Genomic DNA, 21464 nt, shown 5'->3' with positions numbered 1-21464 from the left:
ATCAAAACTTTACGACCAGAAACCCTGTTTCGATCAATCCCCGGCGTGGTTGTGAAAAAATTATAAGAATTTATAGAACACCGACGTGGCCGTCATAGCGCCGTCCGGCATCAGGGCGTAGCGCGGGATCTCACCGACCTTTTGCCAGCCGGCACGCTGGTAGAAGGTTTCGGCGCCGCTGCCGGTGGAGGTATCGAGCACCAGAACCGAAATGTTTCTGGCCCGGGCCTCAGCTTCCAACGCTTCCATCAGCGCCATTGCGGCCCCTTTTCGACGCGCTTTTTCATGAACCAGCAGCTTTGCCACGTCCGCACGGTGCGGCTGGTTTTCCGGCTGGTCGGTAATCAGTTGCACCGTGCCGATGACACCCTCCTGCGGATCAATACTGGCCAGCACCACGCGCTCGTTGCGCCCTACGCTGTCAGCTATGCCGAGCCAGAATGAACGGGCCTTCTCCAGGTTAAAGGGCAGCATAAAGCTGACGGATGCGCCGCCGTTTACGCAGTTTTCGAGGATCCCGGCCAGCGCATCAAGATAGGTGAGAATGTCGTCGCGGGTGAGGTTTTTGATTTGCAATGAGGTATTCATTATTTGTCCTTACGTTGAATACCCTCACTTTGCATTTAACATTTTATTAACGCAAACGGAACGGTCATACGCTTTTGTTATGTCATCTGGCCCGCTGCCGCTGCTGCTTCATGGCATACATTTTTTCATCGGCATCTTTGAGCCACTGCTGCAGGTCGTTGCCGTTATGATCGAATTCGCTCAGCCCCCAGGAGAACAGAAGCGACCACGGATGTAGCTTGCGTGCATTGTAGTTTTCGACCTGCTCGGCGAGATACTGCATGGCAATCCACGCGCCCTTCTCATCCGTATCAGCAAACAGCACGGCAAACTCATCGCCACCAAAACGAACCAGCATATCCGCTTCGCGGAAAGAGGCGCGCATCAGTTGCGCCATGGTCTTTAACGCCTTATCTCCCTCTTCGTGCCCGTAGCGATCGTTAATCTCCTTGAAACGATCCAGATCCAGCCAGCCGAGCGTTAACGGCTCAGCCCGGCGTCGGGCGATGGAGAGCGTGAACCGCACGAGCTGGTTAAAGCCCCGTCGGTTGAATAATCCGGTCAATTCATCCGTGGTCGCCGCGCTGATTGCCGCAAACTCATCTTCAGCCAGCGCGCCCAAATCCCCCAGCACGGCGAGATCGGTCGCTGAGAACTCCCGCGGTGCGTAGTCAATCAGGCAAAGCGAGCCAACGCTCGCGCCGTTGCGTAAGCGCAGCGGAAAGCCTGCGTAAAACCGCACGCGAGGTTCACCGGCCACCAGCGGGTTATCCGCAAAACGATCGTCCTGAAGCATATCCCCGACGATCAGCGGTGCTTCGGTGAGGATGGTATGGCCACAAAAAGAGATGTTACGCGGAACGGAGTCGGGTGCCTGCCCATCCGCCGACTTAACGATCAGCGTATGCTCATCAATAAGGTTGACCATGGCCAGCGGTACCTGGAAAAAACGTTTTGCCAGACGCGTTAAGCGGTCAAACGCCGGGGAACTGTCAATCTCAAGCAGACCCGATTCGCGCAGCGCGTTAAGTCTGTCAATTTCATTTTCAGGTGTTGCAGGTGCTTTCATAATGTCTCCTGACGTAAAGCGTTACTCAAAGCGTAGCTTAAACCGAGACATTGTCAGCGTTCGACGTCCTGTTAAGCCGCTATCCATTTCACGTCAATGCGTTATGACGATTTGCTCGTCCGCCAGCCGGGTACGAGGCTGCAGGCGGTAAGCGCAGAACGCATTAAATATCATTTTTGGGCGTTCATCTGTATCACCAGCCAGCGGTGGATCACGCTGACGATATAATGTTGCTGCTGCGCGCTCAGCTGCACGCCCTGGGGAATGTTATGCCATTTTGCCAGACAGCCCCGGCAGCAGGTCGCGGTGGCATGCTGGGCGATAAACACCGGGTGGCCACGCATGGGCGTCTGCTTGCCGTCGTTTGCGGGTTGCGCGGGTGCAAGGCGTTTAGCGACAAAATCGGCGGCATGCTGGTCAATGGTTTCGGGGCCTTTGTCCCAGCAGTACTGTCGTTCCTTATTGCCCAAGCGGAAGCGCGAGCGAAACGTCGATCGCGCCAGGCGGGAAAAGAGGGGATCCAGGTCAGACATCAGTATACAGAACGTCCCAGGCGTTGGGTCAGCTTCTCCAGAACCGCCACGCCGGCAAGTGAATTTCCCGTTTCATCCAGCTCCGGGCTCCAGACGGCAATCGCCATTTCATGCGGCACAATCGCCACCACCCCGCCGCCAACGCCCGATTTGGCCGGAAGGCCAACCCGCCAGGCAAACTCCCCGGCGTTCTGATACATGCCGCTGGTAGCCATCAGGGCGTTAACCTGACGCGCCTGAAGCGGGGAAACCACCTCCTGATCGAGATGCGGCGCGTGCCCCTGGTGTGCAAGAAACAGAAACGTCTGAGCCAGCTCAACGCAGTTCATCTTCAGGGCGCAGTAATGGAAGTAGTTTTGCAGCACGGTCGCCACGTCGTTGTGGAAGTTACCGAAGGATTTCATCAGCCAGGCGATAGCCGCGTTGCGGGCGGAGTGTTCAAACTCCGAGCGCGCCACCACCGAATCATAGGCAATATCGTCCACGCCAGAAAGCTGACGAACAATCTCAAGCATTCGCTGACGCGGTGCGCTAAGGCGGCTTTGCAGCATATCGCAGACCACCAGCGCCCCGGCGTTGATAAAGGGGTTACGCGGTTTACCCTGCTCGATTTCGAGCTGAAGCAGTGAGTTAAAGGGCTGGCCGGACGGATCTTTTCCCACGCGCTGCCAGATCTCTTCTTCCTCATACTGGCGCATCGCCGCGACCAGACTCAGCACTTTAGAAATAGACTGAATAGAAAAGCGTTCAGTGGCATCGCCTGCCTGGTATCGCTGTCCGTCTATGGTACAGATAGCGATGCCCAGCTTATTCCCGCTCACCGAGGCAAGGGCCGGAATGTAGTCGGCCACCTTCCCCTTTCCCAATAACGGACGAACCTGCGCCAGAATCTCGTCCAGCATCTCATTATGGATGACCGCAGCCACTCTTTGCTCCTTGCCCTCAGGCTAAAACGGGCTGCGAGTATAACAGAGGCTAATGTATTGCGTCAGGCGCTAAGACGAAAACGCGAAACGGCCTGCAATAAAAGATCGGACTGCTTTTGCAGGCGTTCAGAGGCCTCCGAGGCGTCAGAAACCAGCAGATCCGTCTGGCGCGAGACCTGATTCAGCGCCTGTAGCTGGCGCGTCATCTGGTGAATACTTTCTCCCTGACTGAGCGTGGCGGTCGAGATTTCATTCAGCAAACTGCTTAAATTGCCCACCAGACCGGTGACCTGCTGCAGGTTCTCTTCCATCAGATTCACGGCGCGGGAGCCGTCTTCAATGCCCTGCACGGAGCGGTTGATCAACTCCTGAATGGTCTGCGTCGAGTGGCTGCTCTTTCGCGCCAGGAGCCCGACTTCCCGGGCGACGACGGCAAAGCCGCGCCCCTGGTTTCCGGCATGGGCGGCCTCAATGGCGGCGTTGAGCGCCAGAATGTTAGTCTGAAACGCCACGCTGTCGATCATCGCCACGATCCCGCGCATCTCGGACGATCGCTCGACGATCGCCTGCATGGAGGCATTCACGGTCGACATCATCTGGTCGCCTCCTACGGCAGCCTGACGCGCTTCATCCGCGCGCGAGCTGGCGAGGCGGGCATAGCCGGTATTCCCTTCTACGTGGGTTTCCAGCGCCGCGATATGCGCTGTGACCTCCTCCAGCTCCTTTGCCTGACGCGCCGACTGCTGGTACAGCTTCTGGTTTCCCTCCGCGAGGGAGCCAATGTTCTCCACCATCGTGGCTGTAGCGTGGCTGACCTGCGTCACCAGCTGCTGCAGGCCGCGCTGCATGGTGGCAATGCTGTCGCTAAGCTGCCCCGTCTCCCGGTTAAAGCGCATCACGTTTGGCGGCGTGCCGGAGAGATCTCCAGCGGCCAGCCGGTTAATATGTGCAATAAGCCGACGCAACGGCGTAATCACCCACCTGGACATGCCGAACCAGACGGCTGCGGCGATGGCGAGTAGCAGAACCGGCGCCAGCAGGAACAACGTTTGCAGACCGGAGAGCTGCGCCATTAAGGCCTGACGCCCCTGTATGGCCTGCTTCTCGCTGGCCTGCTGATAGCGCGCGTAGTTGTCGTTAAAGTCGGTCTGAAACGCCTGTGCCGGCACGGCAAAAAAGGCATCAATCGAGTTGGTTCTGACAAGCGCTTCCGATTGCTCCTTAATGGCATCGTAGAAAAGCTGGTAACTGTTAATCAGCGCCTCATCTTTTGGCGGGCTGAGCGCCAGCCAGGCCTTCCATGCCTGCTGAGAAACCGCCAGCGACTTTTGTGCGTCGTCCATCAGGCTGTGCCAGCTTCCTTCCGAGCCGGTTTCTTTATCCTGCATAAACCAGACGCCGGAGCGGTTGAGCAGATCGCTCGCCGCCAGCAGGGAGACGCGCGCCAGATCCAGCTTGCTCTGCTGCTGATACGCCAGCAGGTTTTGCCGTTCATTGCGCTGAGCTTCCTTCAGGGAGGCGTTCAGCAGAAAGGATGAGGAGAGCTGCAGCGCGGAGAAAAGGCCAATAATACAAAAGATACCCGTCAGCAGGCCAAACTGGCGAGGGATAAGACGCTGCGCAATACGGCGAAAAATTTGCGTTAGGTTCATAATTTTCTTCAGTAACAAGACGTTAGACGCGTGCGAGTCTACGAAACGAAAATGACAGAACCATTGCAGATAAATGACAACGGCCCTCGTGATGAGGGCCAAATAAATTACACGCGATCCTTCCACACCGTCTGCACATTACAGAACTCGTGCAAACCAAAATGGGAAAGCTCGCGGCCAAAGCCACTTTTCTTCACGCCACCAAAGGCCACGCGCGCGTCGCTAGCGCTGTATCCGTTGATAAACACCCCGCCGCACTCCAGCTCGCGAGAGAATTTATCCGCAAGCGCTGCGTCGGCGGTGAAGACCGTGGCAGACAGGCCAAAGTCGCTGTCATTGGCAAGCGTCAGGGCGTGCGCCGCGTCTTTCGCAACGGTAATGGCCGCGACCGGACCAAACAGCTCCTGGCGGAAGGCCGTCATCGACGGGGTGACGTTCGCCAGCACGGTTGGCGCGTAATAATTCCCCTCACCGCTGATTTTCTCTCCCCCCAGCAGCAGCGTTGCCCCTTCTGCCAGGCTCGCCTGCACCTGCTGATGCAGTTCATCGCGCAGATCATAGCGCGCCATCGGGCCAAGGTAGTTCTCTTCTTCATCCGGCGCGCCCATCTTTAACGCGGAGACGGCGTCAACGAAGCGTCGGGTAAAGGTGTCTGCAATATCCTCTTCCACAATGAACCGTTTGGCCGCCGCGCACACCTGCCCGGTATTCTGGTAGCGCCCTGCTACCGCCGCCTTCACGGCAAGATCCAGGTCGGCATCGTTGAGAACGATGAACGGGTCAGAACCCCCCAGCTCAAGAACGCATTTTTTCAGCGCCGCCCCCGCCTGCGCGCCAATGGCGGCCCCGGCGCGCACGCTGCCGGTGACGGTTACCGCCGCAATGCGACGATCGTTAATCGCCTGGCTTACGCCGTCATTGGTGGCGTTCACCCAGCCGAATACCCCTTCAGGGAAGCCGGCGTTCGCAAAAATCTGCGCGATAAGTTCCGCCGAGCCGAGCACGTTGGGCGCGTGTTTGAGCAGATAGCTGTTACCTGCCAGCAGGATCGGCACCGCGCCGCGCAGCACCTGCCAGAGCGGGAAGTTCCACGGCATCACCGCCAGAATTGGCCCCAGCGGACGATACTCGATGACAGCGTTGTCATTCTCGACCTGCGTGGGTTCAGCATTCAGCATCGCCGGGCCATGTTCGGCATACCAGTCGCAAAGGCCCGCTGATTTCGCCACTTCCGCCCGCGCCTGCTGAATGGGTTTTCCCATCTCGCGGGACATCATCCGGGCCATCTCTTCCGCGCGACCGCGCAGCGCGGTGCCGAGATCGCGCAGCTTATGCGCCCGGTGGGCTACGCTTTCGCACCGCCAGTGACGAAAGCCCGCTTCAGCCAGCGCGATGGCACGTTCAACCTCTTCCTGCGTCGCCCACGGATACGAGGCGAGCGTTTCACCCGTTGCAGGGTTAACGGACAGAGCATGTGTAGCAGATGAATATTTCATGATGTTCTCCACGCATTTCGGTTGATTAAGTGTGGCTCACTCTGCTATTTCTTAAAAATGAATAATACTGACCACCTTATTCACGAAACGAGAATGCTATGGACTTAACCCAGCTTGAAATGTTCAACGCCGTCGCGCTGACGGGCAGCATCACCCAGGCGGCGCAGAAGGTGCATCGCGTTCCTTCGAATCTGACGACCCGCATCCGCCAGCTGGAGGCCGATCTTGGCGTGGAGCTGTTTATCCGTGAGAACCAGCGTTTGCGCTTATCTCCCGCCGGACATAACTTCCTGCGCTACAGCAGGCAGATCCTGGCGCTGGTGGATGAAGCGCGCATGGTCGTAGCGGGCGATGAGCCGCAGGGGCTATTTGCCCTCGGCGCGCTGGAGAGCACCGCCGCCGTGCGCATCCCTGAGACGCTGGCGCAGTTTAACCAGCGCTATCCGCGCATCCAGTTTGCCCTTTCTACCGGGCCGTCCGGGACGATGATTGATGGCGTACTGGAGGGAACCCTGAGCGCCGCCTTTGTCGACGGGCCGCTGTCGCACCCGGAGCTGGAGGGGATGCCGGTCTACCGGGAAGAGATGATGCTAGTCACCCCTGCCGGGCAGACAGAGGTAACGCGCGCTGCGCAGGTGAGCGGCAGCGATGTTTATGCCTTTCGCGCAAACTGCTCGTATCGCCGACACCTGGAGAGCTGGTTTCATGCAGACAGAGCCGCGCCGGGACGCATTCATGAGATGGAGTCCTATCACGGCATGCTCGCCTGCGTCATCGCGGGCGCGGGCATCGCGCTGATGCCGCGCTCAATGCTGGAAAGTATGCCGGGCCACCATCAGGTTGAAGCCTGGCCGCTGGCGGAAAACTGGCGCTGGCTCACTACCTGGCTGGTGTGGCGACGCGGGGCGATGACCCGCCAGCTGGAAGCGTTTATAGCGCTGCTAAACGAACGTCTTCAACCAGCGCCTTCTCCATAAACAGGCTGAGCGGATCGTCCACATACGGGGCAAACGCCGGACGCCGATCGTAGCCGCTTCGTTCATAAAGACGAATCGCGGCATGCTGTTTGATGCCCGTTTCCAGCCGTACGGTATGGCAGTGACGGCTCAGGGCCTCATCTTCCAGCGCGGCCAGCAGCTTCTCAGCCAGATGTTGCCCGCGATGGGCCGGATCGATATAAACCCGCTTCATCTCCCCCGTTCCGTCGCCGTTGAGCACGATAGCTCCACAGCCAACGGCCTGAAGCTGCGGGTCGCGGACGATCATCAGGATAAGGGATGCCGCGGGCAGTTCTGAAAGATCGAGCAGATGGTTGCTTTCGGCGGGATAGAGTTCGCTCTGATAACGGTCGAGGGCCGCAATCAGCATAAGAATGTCCGGATGACGTGCAGATTCAGAGGTAATGGAATACATGGCAGGCTCCTTGCTTTATTTGTGACACTCAATGTCAACATAGCGCAGGCCTGCCAGGCTGCTTCATAGTATTAACTTATCGCGCAGCCGCTAGCGTAAAAAGATCCGCCCTTTCAGGTACAGGGTGGCCTGGCCGGCAATGAGTACGCGGTCGCCCTTCAGCTCGCAGCGAAGATCCCCGCCGCGGTACGACACCTGGCGGGCGTTGAGCGACGTCTTACCCAGCCTTTCACTCCAGTAGGGGATCAGCATGCTGTGCGTGGACCCGGTAACCGGATCTTCCGGCACCCCTTCGCCCGGGCAGAAAAAGCGGCTGACGAAGTCATATTCCCCTTCGCCCGGCGCGGTTACGCAGACCATTTTGCCCAGCGGAACCATCGCGCCAATATCCGGCATTAATGCCTCCACCTGCTGCTGGCTCTCCAGCACCACGAGGTAGTCTCGCCCGACGCGCACCTCTTTTGCCGCCGGGATGCCCAGCGCGCTAAACAGTGCAGGCGGTGGGTTATCGACGACCTCCGTGGACCATGCGGGGAAATCCAGCGTCAGCCAGTCGCCGCTACGTTTGACCGTCAGCTCCCCCACGAAGCGCGTGGTAAAGTGGATTTCCGTATGCGGATAGTCCAGATACTCAAAAATGACGTGTGATGCCGCGAGGGTCGCATGGCCGCAGAGGTTAATTTCATGCAGCGTGGTGAACCAGCGCAGTTCAAATCCGCCGTCGGTTCGCACAAAAAACGCGGTCTCCGACTGGTTATGCTGCTGTGCCATTTTGAGAAGCGTCTCGTCCGGCAGCCACTCTTCCAGAGGACATACCGCTGCCGCGTTGCCGCCAAAGGTTTTGTCGCTGAAGGCATCCACCAGATAAAAATCAATTTCCCGCATTGTCTCTTCCTCTTTTGTTATCAGTTTTAGCGCAGATACACAGTGCCTTTCAGGTAGCACGACGCCTGACCGCTCATCAATACGCGCTCCCCTTTCAGCTCGCAGCGCACATCCCCGCCGCGCGCCGAAACCTGACGGGCAAACATTACCGTTTTCCCCAGCTTTTCGCGCCAGTAGGGGATCAGCATCGTGTGCGCGGATCCGGTCACCGGATCTTCCGGAACGGCAACGCCCGGTGAGAAGAAGCGGCTGACAAAGTCATATTCCCCTTCACCCGGTGCCGTCACGCTCACTTTATGCTCGCCCGGCGTCATTGCCGAAAAGCGCGGGGCAAGCGCTTCAACCTGCCGGCAATTTTCCAGCACAATCACCCAGGCGCGGCCTTTACGGGCTTCAACGTAATGGCGGATACCGAGCGCCGCGAGCATCTCCGGCGGCGGCGTCTCTTCTCGGGTCGGACACGCCGGGAAGTCCAGCGTCATCCACTCTCCCTCCCGGCTGACCGTCAGTCGGCCAGAGGCGGTATCAAAGTGGATCCGCGAGTCGGGGTAATCGAGTTCATTAAACAGAACGTACGCGGCAGCCAGGGTGGCGTGACCGCAGAGATTGACTTCAGTGAGCGTGGTAAACCAGCGTAGCTCAATGCCGCCCTTAGTGCAGACGAAAAATGCGGTTTCCGACTGATTATGCTGCTGCGCCATTTTCAGTAACGTTTCATCCGGCAGCCATTCGTTCAGCGGGCAAACCGCTGCCGGATTGCCGCCGAACGAGGTATTGCTGAACGCATCTACCAGATAAAAATCAATCCCCTGCATTGTCTTACCGCCTGTCTTTGCTGTGTCGTACTTTTATATTCAATGAAAACAACGCCCCCGGCTACCGCTTTCATAAGGTAAATATTGAGATCTGCGTCACATAATGGTTGAGTTTTCGCCGTATGACGTTTTAAGATCGCCTTCTCATCTTTCCAGCAACGAATCTCCGACATCCCTATGACAACGAACACAGTTTCCCGCAGGGTCGCGTGGCTACGCGTGGTTACGCTGGCCATTGCCGCATTTATTTTTAACACCACAGAATTTGTTCCGGTTGGGCTGTTGTCTGACATAGCAGAAAGCTTCCAGATGGAAACGGCGCAGGTGGGGATTATGTTAACTATCTACGCCTGGGTGGTGGCGCTGATGTCTTTGCCATTTATGTTGCTGACCAGCCAGATGGAGCGGCGCAGGCTGTTGATCGGCCTGTTTGCCCTGTTCATTGCCAGCCATGTCCTGTCGTTTATGGCGTGGAATTTTACGGTGCTGGTCATTAGCCGCATCGGCATTGCCTTTGCCCACGCGGTATTCTGGTCGATCACCGCGTCGCTGGCTATTCGGCTCGCGCCGGCGGGTAAACGCGCCCAGGCCTTGAGCCTGATTGCCACCGGTACCGCGCTGGCGATGGTGCTGGGGCTGCCCATTGGCCGCATCGTGGGACAGTACTTCGGCTGGCGTACCACCTTCTTTGCCATCGGCATGGGCGCGCTGGTGACGCTGGTGTGTCTGATTAAGCTGCTGCCCGCGCTGCCAAGCGAACACTCCGGCTCGCTGAAAAGCCTGCCGCTGCTGATGCGTCGCCCGGCGCTGCTGAGTATCTACCTGCTTACCGTTATCGTGGTCACCGCGCACTACACGGCGTACAGCTACATTGAACCGTTTGTGCAGGTGGTCGCGGGCTTTAGCGCAAACTTTGCCACCCTCTTACTGCTCATTCTCGGCGGCGCGGGCATTATTGGCAGCGTGCTGTTTGGTAAACTGGGTAACCAGCATGCCTCCTTGCTGGTGAGCAGCGCCATCGGCCTGCTGCTGGCGTGCCTGGTGCTGCTGCTGCCTGCGTCAGGCAGCGAAAGCCAGCTGGCGATCCTGAGCCTGTTCTGGGGCGTGGCGATCATGATTATTGGTCTTGGCATGCAGGTGAAAGTCCTGGCCCTGGCGCCGGATGCCACGGACGTGGCGATGTCGCTGTTCTCGGGGATATTCAATCTGGGGATTGGCGCGGGGGCGCTGGTGGGCAATCAGATTAGCCTGCACGTATCGATGTCGGCGATTGGCTATCTGGGGGCGATTCCGGCGCTCGTCGCGCTCGTCTGGTCGGTACTCATCTTCCGCAAGTGGCCGGTGGCGCTGGAGGAACAGGGGCAGCACGGGTGAGGTGCGTTTGTGCCGGGCAAGGCGTAGCCGCCACCCGGCAATGAAATCAGTGGTAAGTCTTAATAATCTCCAGCACGCCGTTAATAATAAACTGCACGCCCATACAGACCAGTAAGAAGCCCATCAGACGGGAAATCGCCTCGATACCGCCCTTGCCCACCCAGCGCATGATCGCACCGGAACTGCGCAGAGACGCCCACACGATAACCCCAATAAGTGCAAAAATTAGCGGTGGCGCAACGGTGAGTACCCATTCCGGGAAGGTAGAGCTGTCGCGCACCGTCGATGCAGAACTGATGATCATCGCGATGGTACCCGGCCCGGCCGTACTCGGCATGGCCAGCGGTACAAAAGCAATATTCGCGCTCGGTTCGGACTCCAGCTCTTCAGATTTGCTGGTTGCCTCCGGAGACTCGTGCGCTTTTTGCGCCGGGAACAGCATGCGGAAGCCGATAAAGGCCACAATCAGTCCGCCCGCTATACGCAGCCCGGGAATTGAAATCCCGAAGGTGTTCATCACCAGCTGTCCGGCGTAGTAGGCCACCATCATAATGGCAAACACATACACCGAAGCCATCATCGACTGATGGTTGCGCTCGGCGCTGTTCATATTCCCTGCCAGCCCCAGGAACAGCGCCACCGTCGTTAACGGGTTAGCTAACGGCAGCAGTACCACCAGCCCGAGACCAATTGCTTTAATCAAATCCAACATAGTGCGTCGTTGTCCTTATCCACATTTAACATCGCAATTATAGGGTGAAAGTGTGACGTTCAGCCATCGGCGCAACGTAACGATAGTTTTCCTTTGGGAACGATACCCGTTTGTTATCTTCCTGATTTGAAAGGTTGCAAAAATCGTTCATGAAACGTTTTAGCAATTCGTGGCATCGGCTGATTCATTCAGTTGACTTATACTTGCCTGAGCAATAATATCTGCCGTGATTAAACTACTTGCCAGGGCAACCATTGTGAAAAGCACCAGTGATATCTTTAACGACGTTGTTCCGCTGGGTCGTCTTATTCATATGGTTAACCAGAAAAAAGATCGCCTGCTCAATGACTACCTGTCACCGCTGGATATCACCGCAACACAGTTCAAAGTGCTGTGTTCCATTCGCTGCGAAGTGTGTATCACGCCGGTTGAGCTGAAAAAGGTGCTCTCTGTCGATCTGGGTGCGTTAACCCGCATGCTCGATCGTCTCGTCTGCAAAGGATGGGTAGAACGAAGCCCTAACCCGAATGACAAACGCGGCGTACTGGTCAGGCTCACCAGCGATGGTGCGGCTATGTGCGAGCAATGTCATCAATTAGTAGGACAAACACTGCATCAGGAACTAACAAAAAACTTAACGGCAGATGAAGTGGCTACCCTTGAGCTTTTGCTGAAGAAAATACTGCCGTAAACAGAAAAAGAGGTATGACGATGTCCAGACGCAATACTGACGCTATCACTATTCATAGCATTTTGGACTGGATCGAAGATAACCTGGAATCGCCGCTCTCCCTTGAAAAAGTGTCTGAGCGTTCAGGTTACTCCAAATGGCACCTGCAACGGATGTTCAAAAAAGAGACCGGTCATTCATTAGGTCAATATATTCGCAGCCGCAAGCTGACGGAAATTGCCCAGAAACTGAAAGAAAGCAATGAACCGATCCTTTATCTGGCGGAGCGTTACGGATTTGAATCACAGCAAACCCTCACGCGTACGTTCAAGAACTATTTTGACGTGCCGCCTCATAAGTACCGAATTACCAGCGTGCCGGGTGAATCCCGTTACCTGTATCCGTTAAAACACTGTAGTTAATCATCGCCTGTAAAAGACGTAACCGAGGAAAAAATGAAAGTTACCGCCTCCGCCGCCCTCGCCTTGCTGGTGCTGTTTTCCAGCCAGACCTTCGCGGAGCAAACCCCAGGTGCAACGCAGCAAAATAATCATGACACGATGATTTTGCCGTCAGCACATGACCAGTCGCCTTATGATTTCAACCACATGGGTGCTGGTAGCGACAAATCCGACGAATTAGGCGTGCCTTATTATAATCAGCACGGCCTCTGATTCGTTTTTGCCCCGCAGCCGCGGGGCTTTTTTATGCCCTATCCCCTTACCCGCGCCGCCCGGCGAACCCGCAGGCCAAACACGTTGATGTATAGCCCGGCCATGATCAGCACGGCACCGAGCAGCTGTAGCGCGCTCAGCGTTTCATCCAGCAGTATCGCCGCACTGGCAAGCCCCACTACCGGAACCAGCAAAGACAGCGGCGCGACGCGCCAGGTCTCATAGCGTCCCAGCAGCGAACCCCAGATCCCGTAGCCCACGATGGTGGCGACAAACGCCAGATAGATAAGAGAAAGGATCGTGGTCAGATCGATCTCGACCAGGCTGTTCAGCATCACCTCCGGGCCATCCAGAATAAACGACGCCACCAGAAACGGGATTATCGGAATCAATGCGCTCCAGACCACCAGGGACATCACCTGAGGCCTCGCCTCGTGCTGCATAATCTGCTTGTTGAAAATATTGCCGCACGCCCAGCTCAGCCCCGCCGCCAGCGTGAGCATAAACCCGAGCAGCGCCACATCCTGACCGTTCAGGCTGGCTTCAATCAGCACCAGAACGCCAAATACCGCCAGCGTTATCCCCGCCAGCTGCTTGCCCTGCAGGCGTTCGCCAAACACAAATGCGCCGAGAATAATGGTAAAGAACGCCTGCGCCTGTAAAACCAGCGAGGCCAGACCGGCCGGCATGCCGAACTTGATGGCGCAGAAGAGAAACGCGAACTGGCCAAAGCTGATGGTCAGACCGTAGCCCAGCAGCAGTTTTAACGGGATTTTCGGACGGGCGACGAAAAAGAGCGCCGGGAACGCCACCAGCATAAAACGCAAACCGGCCAGCATCAGCGGGGGCATGTTGTGCAATCCCAGCTTGATGACCACAAAATTGAGCCCCCATACCACGACCACCAGCAACGCCAGCAGTCCGTCTTTACGCGTCATACCCTGCCCCTGAATTATTAATAATTTGTTAACACTTCAAGGTAACAGAAAAAAGTGTGCCGCGAGAAGATCATTATTTCTGGCAGGCAGCTGAAGCACTTAGGGATAAATCGGGTGCTATACAAGCCCCTTATGTCATGGTAATCCTGTTAACACTCGTCTAAAAAAAGCATAAGCAACCGTCGGGAAGGAATATGAAACCATCTCTCAGGCGCTCAACCGCAGCGCTGCTGGCATCGTCATTGTTATTAACCATCGGTCGGGGGGCAACGCTGCCGTTCATGACCATTTATCTCACGCGCGTGTTTAATATGAGCGTCGAGAATATTGGTTATGCCCTGACGATTGCGCTGACCGTTGGCGTGGTGTTCAGCCTGGGATTTGGTATTCTGGCCGATAAGTTTGATAAAAAACGCTACATGCTGATCGCGATCGTGGCTTTTATCGCCGGTTTTGTCGCGATTCCGCTGGTGGATAACGTCACCCTGGTAGTGCTGTTCTTTTCCCTGATTAACTGCGCTTATTCCGTCTTTTCGACGGTGCTGAAAGCCTGGTTCTCGGACGTGCTGACCTCCAGCCAGAAAGCGCGCGTCTTCTCGCTCAACTACAGCTTTCTGAACATTGGCTGGACGATTGGGCCGCCGATTGGCACCCTGCTGGTGATGTACAGCCTGCAGCTGCCGTTCTGGCTGGCGGCCTTCTGCGCCGCGCTGCCGCTCGGGTTTATACATTTCTTCGTGCAAAAAAGCGTCGCGCTGGATACCGCCGAGGAGAAGATGCCCTGGCAGCCGTCGGTGCTGCTGAAAGATCGCGCCCTGTTCTGGTTCACCCTCTCCGGCCTGCTCGCGTCTTACGTGGGTGGATCGTTCGCCAGCTGCATTTCGCAATACGTACTGGCCGCCAATGCCGACAGCGATTTTGCCCAGAAGGTAGTCGCCGTGGTGCTGCCAGTTAACGCCGCCGTGGTGGTAACGCTGCAGTACGCGCTGGGACGCAAGATCTCTGCCAGCAATATTCGGCCTTTAATGACCGCCGCAACGCTGTTTTTTATCCTGGGTCTGGGAGGCTTTATGCTCTCCGGGGAGAACCTGATTTACTGGGGCATCGCCGCCGCCATCTTTACGCTGGGTGAGATTATCTACGCACCGGGTGAATACATGCTGATCGACAACATCGCCCCGCCGGGGATGAAGGCGAGCTATTTTTCCGCGCAGGCGCTGGGCTGGCTCGGCGCGGCGGCAAACCCGATGATCACCGGCATTATCCTGACCAACCTGCCGCACTGGTCGCTGTTTGCAATCATGATGGTTGCCATCGTCGTTGCCTGGCTGATGATTTTGCGGGGAATGAGCGTGAAGGCGTGGAACGAATCCCCCAAAGCGGCGTAAAAAATAGTGGCCGGGTAAGGCGAAGCCGCCCCCCGGCAATAACGCATCAGTGGTGCAGCATCTCCTCCACCACCTGCTCTTTGTACATCTCGTTTGGATAATAGGTCGGCCAGTTGTCCATCTCTTTCAGCAGCGCCTCGTGGGAGGTATTGCCCATAAAAATATGGAAGTGCGATGAGGCTTTCGGCCCGATGATGTGGTCGCTGAACTGCACGAACTTCGGCGCCTTGCTGTCGGCATCCTTACACTCAAACAGATAGCGAACGCCTTTTTTGCCCGATGCGTAGGTCAGAATTTTGTAGCCACTGTAGTCATACTGACAGCTGCTGACCGCCTTGCCTCTGTGGAATTCCATTACGTTATTTTCAATGCCGATGGCATCCACGTCCGTGGCATATCCCTTGCGGTAGTACGCTTTCACCTCGTCAAAGGTTTTGCTTTTATCCTTCTGCGCTTTCTGTTTGAAGACCGGATCCAGCGAACCGTCCAGCAGGAACGGATACACCGACTGCCAGGTGCCGTCCCAGTCGGACAGCGCTCTGTCCTTTACGTCTTTATCCTCAAACACGCCGTTTGCCGCCTTCTGTTCCGCTTCGGTCATCTGATGGCCGTGCGAGTGAGCAAACAGCTGGCCGCTGACCAGCAGCGCCCCCAGAGTCATGGCAAATTTTCCAATATGTGCAGCCAAAGTAACGCCCTCATTCCGTTTTATAAGAATGAGGATGTTATAATATAACATTTCAGATCGCAACCAGCCCGCGAACGCCCTCCTGCTCCATATTTTCGCCCCTCCCGCGCTGAATGATAGTGCCGCGGGACATCAGGAGATAGCTGTCGGCCAGCTCGGCGGCAAAGTCGTAAAACTGCTCGACGAGCAGGATTGCCATGTCGCCTCTGTTTGCCAGGGTGCGAATCACCTGGCCAATCTCTTTGATGACGGAAGGCTGTATGCCTTCCGTCGGTTCGTCCAGAATCAGCAGCTGCGGACGGCTCGCCAGCGCGCGACCAATCGCCAGCTGCTGCTGCTGCCCGCCGGAGAGATCGCCCCCGCGGCGGTGCTTCATCTCTTTGAGAACCGGGAACAGCTGCCAGATCTCGTCAGGAACCTGCTTTGCCTCGCGGGCGGAAAAACGCGACAGCCCAAGCAAAAGGTTCTCTTCCACGGTCAGGCGCGGGAAAATCTCGCGACCCTGCGGGACATACGCCACGCCGGACTGCACCCGCTGGTGCGGCCTGCTGTGGGTGATCGTTTTACCCTGCCAGATGACCTCCCCGGTTTTCGCCGGGATCAGCCCCATCAGGCACTTCAGCAGCGTGGTTTTCCCGACGCCGTTGCGCCCCAGCAGACAGGTGACTTCGCCGGTAGCGGCTTCAAAGCTCACGCCGCGCAGGATATGGCTGCCGCCGTAGTACTGATTCAGTTCGTTAACCTGTAACATCATCGCTCCTTAGCGGCCCAGATAGACCTCAATCACCTGCTCGTTGGCATGCACCTCGCGAAGCGAGCCTTCCGCCAGCACGCGCCCCTGATGCAGCACCGTGACGTGGTCGGCAATCGTTTCAACAAAGCCCATGTCGTGCTCCACCACCATCAGCGAATGCTTGCCCGCCAGGGTTTTGAACAGCTCGGCGGTGTATTCCGTTTCCGCATCGGTCATCCCGGCGGCGGGTTCATCCAGCAGCAGCAGGTGCGGGTCCTGCACCAGCAGCATGCCGATCTCCAGGAACTGTTTCTGCCCGTGCGAAAGCAGCCCGGCGCGACGGTCCCGCTCGCTGCCAAGGCGCAGAAGAACCAGCATCTCGTCAATGCGGTCCCGCTGCTCGCCGTTGAGTTTTGCCCGCAGGCTCGCCCAGACGGATTTATCGGTTTTCATGGCGATCTCAAGGTTCTCCCACACCGTCAGCGCTTCAAAGACCGTGGGTTTCTGGAATTTTCGGCCAATCCCCTGACGGGCAATGGCCGCAGGCTCCAGCCCGGTCAGGTCGATGGACTGGTCGTAAATCGCTCTCCCGCTTTTGGGTCGGGTTTTGCCGGTGATCACGTCCATCAGCGTGGTTTTACCCGCCCCGTTGGGGCCAATCACGCAGCGCAACTCGCCCACCCCGATATTCAGGGTGAGATCGGTCAGCGCCTGGAAGCCGTCGAAACTGACGTTAATGGCCTCAAGCTGAAGCACCGGGTCAGTCTGGTCCCGGTAGCGATCGCCGGGCAACTGGCGGGTAAATAACTCTTCCGTTGGCTGCATTATTTCTCTCCCTTACGCAACAGACCGTAGACGCCGCGCGGCAGGAACAGCGTGACGGCGATAAAAATCAGCCCCAGAAACAGCTGCCAGTACTCCGGCATGGCAACGGTAAAGAAGCTTTTCGCCCCGTTCACCAGCGCCGCGCCAATCACCGGCCCCACCAGGGTGCCGCGCCCGCCCAGCGCCACCCAGATGGCGGCTTCTATCGAGTTGGTCGGCGACATTTCACCGGGGTTAATAATGCCCACCTGCGGAACGTACAGCGCCCCCGCCAGGCCGCACAGCACGGCGGAGAGCGTCCATACCAGCAGCTTGAACCCGCGCGGATCGTACCCGCAGAACGTCAGGCGGTTTTCCGCGTCGCGCACGGCGGTCAGGATGCGGCCAAACTTGCTCTTCGCCAGCGCAAATCCGGTGCCCAACGCCAGAAGCAGCAACAGCACCGTCGCCAGGAACAGCGCGATGCGGGTGGTCGTTTCCGTCACCGAAAACCCGAGCAGCGTGGTGAAGCCGGTAAAGCCGTTATTGCCACCGAAGCCGGTTTCGTTGCGAAAGAACAGCAGCATGCCCGCGTAGGTCAGCGCCTGGGTCATAATCGAGAAGTAAACCCCTTTGATCTTCGAGCGGAAGGCAAACCAGCCAAACACCAGCGCCAGCAAACCCGGCACCATCACGATCAGCACCAGTGCCCAGGCAAAGTGCTGGGTGCCCCACCAGAACCACGGCAGCTCGCTCCAGGAGAGAAACGACATAAACGCGGGCAGGCCGTCGCCTGACGCCTGGCGCATCAGGTACATGCCCATCGCATAGCCGCCCAGGGCGAAGAAGATGCCGTGTCCAAGAGAGAGCATGCCGGCGTAGCCCCACACCAGATCCAGCGCCACCGCAACGATGGCATAGCAGAGGATCTTGCCGATGAGCGTCAGCATCCAGGTCGACAGCGCCAGCGGATGCGTGGCGGGCAGCAAGGCGAAAAACGGTAAAATCAGCAGACACGCCACCAGCAGGCTGCCTGCAATCTGTGTCGTGCGCGGCGCTTTACGCGCCAGCGTTAAGGTCAGCGGCTGGCTCATCAGTCAATCACCCTCCCTTTCAGCGCAAACAGCCCCTGAGGGCGCTTCTGGATAAACAGGACGATCGCCACCAGAATCACGATCTTGCCTAGTACCGCACCCATCTGCGGCTCAAGGATTTTATTGAAAATGCCCAGCCCGAACGCAGCAGCCACGCTGCCTGCCAGCTGGCCTACGCCACCGAGAACGACTACGAGGAACGAGTCGATGATGTACCCCTGACCAAGCTCCGGCCCGACGTTACCAAGCTGGGATAACGCCACGCCGCCTAACCCGGCGATCCCTGAGCCCAACCCAAACGCCAGCATATCGACGCGCCCGGTCGGTACCCCGCAGCAGGCGGCCATGCTGCGGTTTTGCGTCACCGCGCGCACGTTCAGACCAAGACGGGTTTTATTCAGAATCAGCCAGGTGAAGAACAGCACCAGCAGCACGAAGCCCAGCACCACAATGCGGTTCCACGGCAGGGTCAGGTTGGCAAAAACCTGCACCCCGCCGGAAAGCCATGCCGGGTTTGCCACCTCCAGGTTCTGGGCGCCGAAGGTCATGCGCACTAGCTGGATGAGCATCAGGCTGATCCCCCAGGTCGCCAGCAGGGTTTCCAGCGGACGACCGTACAGGTGACGGATCACGGTGCGCTCCAGCACCATTCCAATGCCCGCCGTCAGGCAGAATGCCACCGGCAAGGCGATAACGGGATAGAGCGCCAGCCACTTAGGGGCAAGCTCGGCCATTGCCTGCTGCACCATCCACGTGGCGTACGCCCCCAGCATCAGCATCTCGCCGTGGGCCATGTTAATGACGCCCAGCAGGCCGTAGGTGATCGCGAGCCCAAGCGCGGCCAGCAGCAGCACCGACCCCAGAGAAAGCCCCATAAATGCCTGGCCCAGCAGATCGCCCCACATCAGGCGATGCTCGATCTGGCTAAGGCTCTCTTCTGCGGCCGCGCGCACGCCGGCGTCCGGCTCGGTCTGCGCCTGGGTAAACGGAGTGAGTCTGGACTGTACGTCCGGATCGTCTGACTGGCCCAGCAGTTCGACGGCCCTGCGGCGCACCTCCGGCTGCGGGCTCGCCAGCTGGATGTTTGCCACCGCCAGCAGCAGCGCCTGACGCGCCACAGCGTCCGCTTCATCCCTGGCGCGCTTTTCCAGAAAAGCGAGCATGTCGGGCTGAGCATCACGCTGGAGCTGACGGGCTGCAGCCCGTCTTTCGGTGACACTGTCACTAACAAGCTGATGCGTGGCAATGGCCGTTGCAGCCAGCACGCGCAGCCGGTTCGTCAGGCGTACGGCTTTGGTTTGCCCTACTGCCGCGCGGGCCTCACCGAGCGAAACCATTTCGCCATTACGCTTCGCAAAGGCGTGCTTTTGGCTGTCGGTATACAGGTTTTCCTTTTGCAGGGACTGAAGCAGCGGAAGCCTGGCGGTATCCGGCGCGGCGGCCCAGTGCGTGAGGAGCTCCGCCTGCTGGCCGCGGCTGGCGGCAACAAAACGATCGGCATCCGATGCCTGCGCCATCCCTGGCAGCAGTCCGGAAAGCCATACAAGAGCGATGAACATGCGCATGGCGTTCATGACGTTTCTCCCTGAGGCAATGGCCTAGTTGCTGGCGGTTTTCATCGGCTGGTCGGGCTTTTTGTCATTCCCGGCAATGAACGGGCTCCACGGCTGGGCGCGTACCGGTTGTTCCGTCTGCCAGACCACGTTGAACTGGCCGTTGCCTTCAATTTCACCGATCATGACCGGCTTATGCAGATGATGGTTGGTAGCATCCATGGTGAGTGTAAAGCCAGACGGCGCCTTAAATGACTGACCGGCCATCGCCGCGCGCACCTTATCCACGTCGGTGGTGCCTGCTTTTTCCACCGCCTGTGCCCACATATGGATCCCCACGTAAGTCGCTTCCATCGGGTCGTTGGTTACCACGGTATCGGCATTCGGCAGCTTGTGCGCCTTCGCATAGGCTTTGTAATCCGCGACGAACGCCTGGTTGGTTGGATTATCCACGGACTCAAAGTAGTTCCACGCCGCCAGGTTACCCACCAGCGGTTTGGTATCGATTCCGCGTAGCTCTTCTTCGCCGACGGAGAACGCCACCACCGGCACGTCGGTGGCCTTCAGCCCCTGGTTAGCCAGCTCTTTGTAGAACGGCACGTTGGAGTCGCCGTTGATGGTCGACACCACGGCTGTTTTGCCGCCGGCGGAGAATTTCTTGATGCTGGCGACGATGGTCTGGTAGTCGCTGTGACCAAACGGGGTGTAAACCTCTTCGATGTCCTTATCCTCCACCCCTTTCGAATGCAGGAACGCGCGCAGGATCTTGTTGGTGGTGCGCGGGTAAACGTAGTCGGTACCCAGCAGGAAGAAGCGCTTCGCCCCGCCGCCGTCCTCGCTCATCAGGTATTCCACCGCCGGGATGGCCTGCTGGTTCGGCGCCGCGCCGGTATAGAAAACGTTTGGCGACATCTCTTCGCCTTCATACTGCACCGGATAGAACAGCAGGCCGTTCAGCTCCTCAAACACCGGCAGCACGGATTTGCGCGAAACCGACGTCCAGCAGCCGAACACCACTGCCACTTTATCCTGGCTCAGCAACTGGCGTGCCTTCTCGGCAAACAGCGGCCAGTTTGAGGCTGGATCCACCACCACCGGCTCCAGTTTCTTACCCAGCACGCCGCCTTTGGCGTTGATCTCGTCGATGGTCATCAGGGCGACGTCCTTCAGCGGGGTTTCGGAGATGGCCATCGTGCCGGACAGAGAGTGCATGATCCCCACTTTGATGGTATCGGCCGCCTGCACGCCAAAACTCATTCCCATCGCCACGACGGACGCGGATAACGCAAAGGCTTTTAATAAGGTACGACGCTGCATATTTTCACTCCTGAAAAAGAACGCTGTGCGAAAACGTCCGTTACGGCATGGACGCGGAAATAAAGGTGTCAGCGAAGCAGGAGCAAAAAGGATGCCAGAATGGAGGAAGCGCTATTGCAGGAGACAGAAGGCAGGATGTAAAGAGAACGACTCAGAATGGCAC

Annotated in this window: 23 protein-coding genes; 6 read left to right on the top strand and 17 right to left on the bottom strand. The window is 57.8% G+C overall.

What is annotated here, in order from left to right; genetic code table 11:
• Nucleotides 1-60: 60 nt before the first annotated feature.
• The 6 genes from IM294_RS02180 to sad all read right to left on the bottom strand — a co-directional run bounded on the left by IM294_RS02180 (nucleotide 61) and on the right by sad (nucleotide 6243).
• Entirely contained in the window at nucleotides 61-588 is a 528-nt protein-coding gene (locus IM294_RS02180) for a GNAT family N-acetyltransferase (protein WP_059355145.1), read from the bottom strand.
• Nucleotides 589-670: 82 nt separating this feature from the next.
• The gene (locus tag IM294_RS02175) at nucleotides 671-1636 is read right to left on the bottom strand and encodes a sensor domain-containing diguanylate cyclase (protein ID WP_028013150.1); all 966 of its coding nucleotides are present in this window, start codon (nucleotides 1634-1636) and stop codon (nucleotides 671-673) included.
• Nucleotides 1637-1806: 170 nt separating this feature from the next.
• Complete coding sequence (locus IM294_RS02170) at nucleotides 1807-2169, bottom strand: DUF4186 domain-containing protein (protein WP_045260515.1); 363 nt, start codon at nucleotides 2167-2169, stop codon at nucleotides 1807-1809.
• A complete protein-coding gene (gene glsB / locus IM294_RS02165; RefSeq protein ID WP_028013148.1) occupies nucleotides 2169-3095 on the bottom strand; it encodes a glutaminase B in 927 nt (308 codons plus the stop codon). Before glsB ends, IM294_RS02170 begins: the two co-directional genes overlap by 1 nt.
• A 62-nt stretch (nucleotides 3096-3157) precedes the next feature.
• Entirely contained in the window at nucleotides 3158-4747 is a 1590-nt protein-coding gene (locus IM294_RS02160) for a methyl-accepting chemotaxis protein (protein WP_126818066.1), read from the bottom strand.
• Between the two features lie 107 nt (nucleotides 4748-4854).
• Nucleotides 4855-6243 (bottom strand): succinate-semialdehyde dehydrogenase, encoded by a 1389-nt coding sequence (sad, locus tag IM294_RS02155; protein ID WP_126818065.1) that lies wholly within the window; start codon nucleotides 6241-6243, stop codon nucleotides 4855-4857.
• A gap of 98 nt (nucleotides 6244-6341) precedes the next feature.
• On the opposite strand from sad, the gene IM294_RS02150 reads away from it, so the two are divergent.
• Nucleotides 6342-7220 carry a LysR family transcriptional regulator gene (locus IM294_RS02150; RefSeq protein WP_028013145.1) on the top strand — a complete coding sequence of 293 codons (879 nt, stop codon included), beginning with the start codon at nucleotides 6342-6344 and terminating at the stop codon, nucleotides 7218-7220.
• On the opposite strand, the gene IM294_RS02145 is transcribed toward IM294_RS02150, so the two are convergent.
• The 3 genes from IM294_RS02145 to IM294_RS02135 all read right to left on the bottom strand — a co-directional run bounded on the left by IM294_RS02145 (nucleotide 7174) and on the right by IM294_RS02135 (nucleotide 9356).
• Nucleotides 7174-7656 (bottom strand): GNAT family N-acetyltransferase, encoded by a 483-nt coding sequence (locus IM294_RS02145; RefSeq protein WP_045260512.1) that lies wholly within the window; start codon nucleotides 7654-7656, stop codon nucleotides 7174-7176. The genes IM294_RS02150 and IM294_RS02145 overlap by 47 nt on opposite strands.
• Before the next feature lie 90 nt (nucleotides 7657-7746).
• Nucleotides 7747-8541, bottom strand: coding sequence for a PhzF family phenazine biosynthesis protein (locus IM294_RS02140; RefSeq protein ID WP_126818064.1), 795 nt, complete (start codon nucleotides 8539-8541; stop codon nucleotides 7747-7749).
• A gap of 26 nt (nucleotides 8542-8567) precedes the next feature.
• The gene (locus tag IM294_RS02135) at nucleotides 8568-9356 is read right to left on the bottom strand and encodes a PhzF family phenazine biosynthesis protein (protein WP_126818063.1); all 789 of its coding nucleotides are present in this window, start codon (nucleotides 9354-9356) and stop codon (nucleotides 8568-8570) included.
• 177 nt (nucleotides 9357-9533) lie between these two features.
• Here IM294_RS02135 and IM294_RS02130 point away from each other — a divergent pair, with 177 nt between their 5' ends.
• Complete coding sequence (locus tag IM294_RS02130; protein WP_041909997.1) at nucleotides 9534-10730, top strand: sugar transporter; 1197 nt, start codon at nucleotides 9534-9536, stop codon at nucleotides 10728-10730.
• Nucleotides 10731-10776: 46 nt separating this feature from the next.
• On the opposite strand, the gene IM294_RS02125 is transcribed toward IM294_RS02130, so the two are convergent.
• The gene (locus tag IM294_RS02125; protein WP_126818062.1) at nucleotides 10777-11442 is read right to left on the bottom strand and encodes a MarC family NAAT transporter; all 666 of its coding nucleotides are present in this window, start codon (nucleotides 11440-11442) and stop codon (nucleotides 10777-10779) included.
• A gap of 256 nt (nucleotides 11443-11698) precedes the next feature.
• On the opposite strand from IM294_RS02125, the gene marR reads away from it, so the two are divergent.
• Genes marR through marB form a run of 3 tightly spaced genes read left to right on the top strand, consistent with a single transcriptional unit; the run spans nucleotide 11699 to nucleotide 12786 of the window.
• Nucleotides 11699-12133, top strand: a complete 435-nt coding sequence (gene marR / locus IM294_RS02120; protein WP_028013139.1) for a multiple antibiotic resistance transcriptional regulator MarR — start codon at nucleotides 11699-11701, stop codon at nucleotides 12131-12133.
• 20 nt (nucleotides 12134-12153) lie between these two features.
• Nucleotides 12154-12534 (top strand): MDR efflux pump AcrAB transcriptional activator MarA, encoded by a 381-nt coding sequence (gene marA, locus IM294_RS02115; protein ID WP_008502237.1) that lies wholly within the window; start codon nucleotides 12154-12156, stop codon nucleotides 12532-12534.
• Between the two features lie 33 nt (nucleotides 12535-12567).
• Nucleotides 12568-12786 (top strand): multiple antibiotic resistance protein MarB, encoded by a 219-nt coding sequence (gene marB / locus IM294_RS02110; protein WP_028013138.1) that lies wholly within the window; start codon nucleotides 12568-12570, stop codon nucleotides 12784-12786.
• A 38-nt stretch (nucleotides 12787-12824) separates the two neighbouring features.
• Here marB and eamA read toward each other — a convergent pair whose 3' ends face one another.
• Nucleotides 12825-13724 (bottom strand): O-acetylserine/cysteine exporter, encoded by a 900-nt coding sequence (gene eamA, locus IM294_RS02105; protein WP_126818061.1) that lies wholly within the window; start codon nucleotides 13722-13724, stop codon nucleotides 12825-12827.
• 194 nt (nucleotides 13725-13918) lie between these two features.
• On the opposite strand from eamA, the gene ydeE reads away from it, so the two are divergent.
• A complete protein-coding gene (gene ydeE, locus IM294_RS02100; protein ID WP_028013136.1) occupies nucleotides 13919-15112 on the top strand; it encodes an efflux MFS transporter YdeE in 1194 nt (397 codons plus the stop codon).
• A gap of 46 nt (nucleotides 15113-15158) precedes the next feature.
• Here the strand turns inward: ydeE and zinT are convergent, their stop codons facing one another.
• The 6 genes from zinT to urtA are packed head-to-tail and all read right to left on the bottom strand — an operon-like array spanning nucleotide 15159 to nucleotide 21301.
• Nucleotides 15159-15800, bottom strand: coding sequence for a metal-binding protein ZinT (zinT, locus tag IM294_RS02095; RefSeq protein WP_041910003.1), 642 nt, complete (start codon nucleotides 15798-15800; stop codon nucleotides 15159-15161).
• A gap of 52 nt (nucleotides 15801-15852) precedes the next feature.
• Nucleotides 15853-16551: an urea ABC transporter ATP-binding subunit UrtE gene (urtE, locus tag IM294_RS02090; protein ID WP_126818165.1), complete on the bottom strand. Its 699-nt coding sequence runs from the start codon at nucleotides 16549-16551 to the stop codon at nucleotides 15853-15855.
• 9 nt (nucleotides 16552-16560) lie between these two features.
• Nucleotides 16561-17358, bottom strand: coding sequence for an urea ABC transporter ATP-binding protein UrtD (gene urtD / locus IM294_RS02085; protein ID WP_126818060.1), 798 nt, complete (start codon nucleotides 17356-17358; stop codon nucleotides 16561-16563).
• A complete protein-coding gene (gene urtC / locus IM294_RS02080; RefSeq protein ID WP_045630411.1) occupies nucleotides 17358-18431 on the bottom strand; it encodes an urea ABC transporter permease subunit UrtC in 1074 nt (357 codons plus the stop codon). Before urtC ends, urtD begins: the two co-directional genes overlap by 1 nt.
• Nucleotides 18431-20005: an urea ABC transporter permease subunit UrtB gene (gene urtB / locus IM294_RS02075; protein WP_126818059.1), complete on the bottom strand. Its 1575-nt coding sequence runs from the start codon at nucleotides 20003-20005 to the stop codon at nucleotides 18431-18433. Before urtB ends, urtC begins: the two co-directional genes overlap by 1 nt.
• Before the next feature lie 24 nt (nucleotides 20006-20029).
• Nucleotides 20030-21301 carry an urea ABC transporter substrate-binding protein gene (gene urtA / locus IM294_RS02070; protein ID WP_028013130.1) on the bottom strand — a complete coding sequence of 424 codons (1272 nt, stop codon included), beginning with the start codon at nucleotides 21299-21301 and terminating at the stop codon, nucleotides 20030-20032.
• Nucleotides 21302-21464: the final 163 nt, after the last annotated feature.

The organism is Enterobacter cloacae complex sp. P43RS, assembly GCF_014930585.1.
GTDB lineage: Bacteria > Pseudomonadota > Gammaproteobacteria > Enterobacterales > Enterobacteriaceae > Enterobacter > Enterobacter bugandensis.
This window is presented reverse-complemented; position numbering and strand designations above follow the sequence as displayed.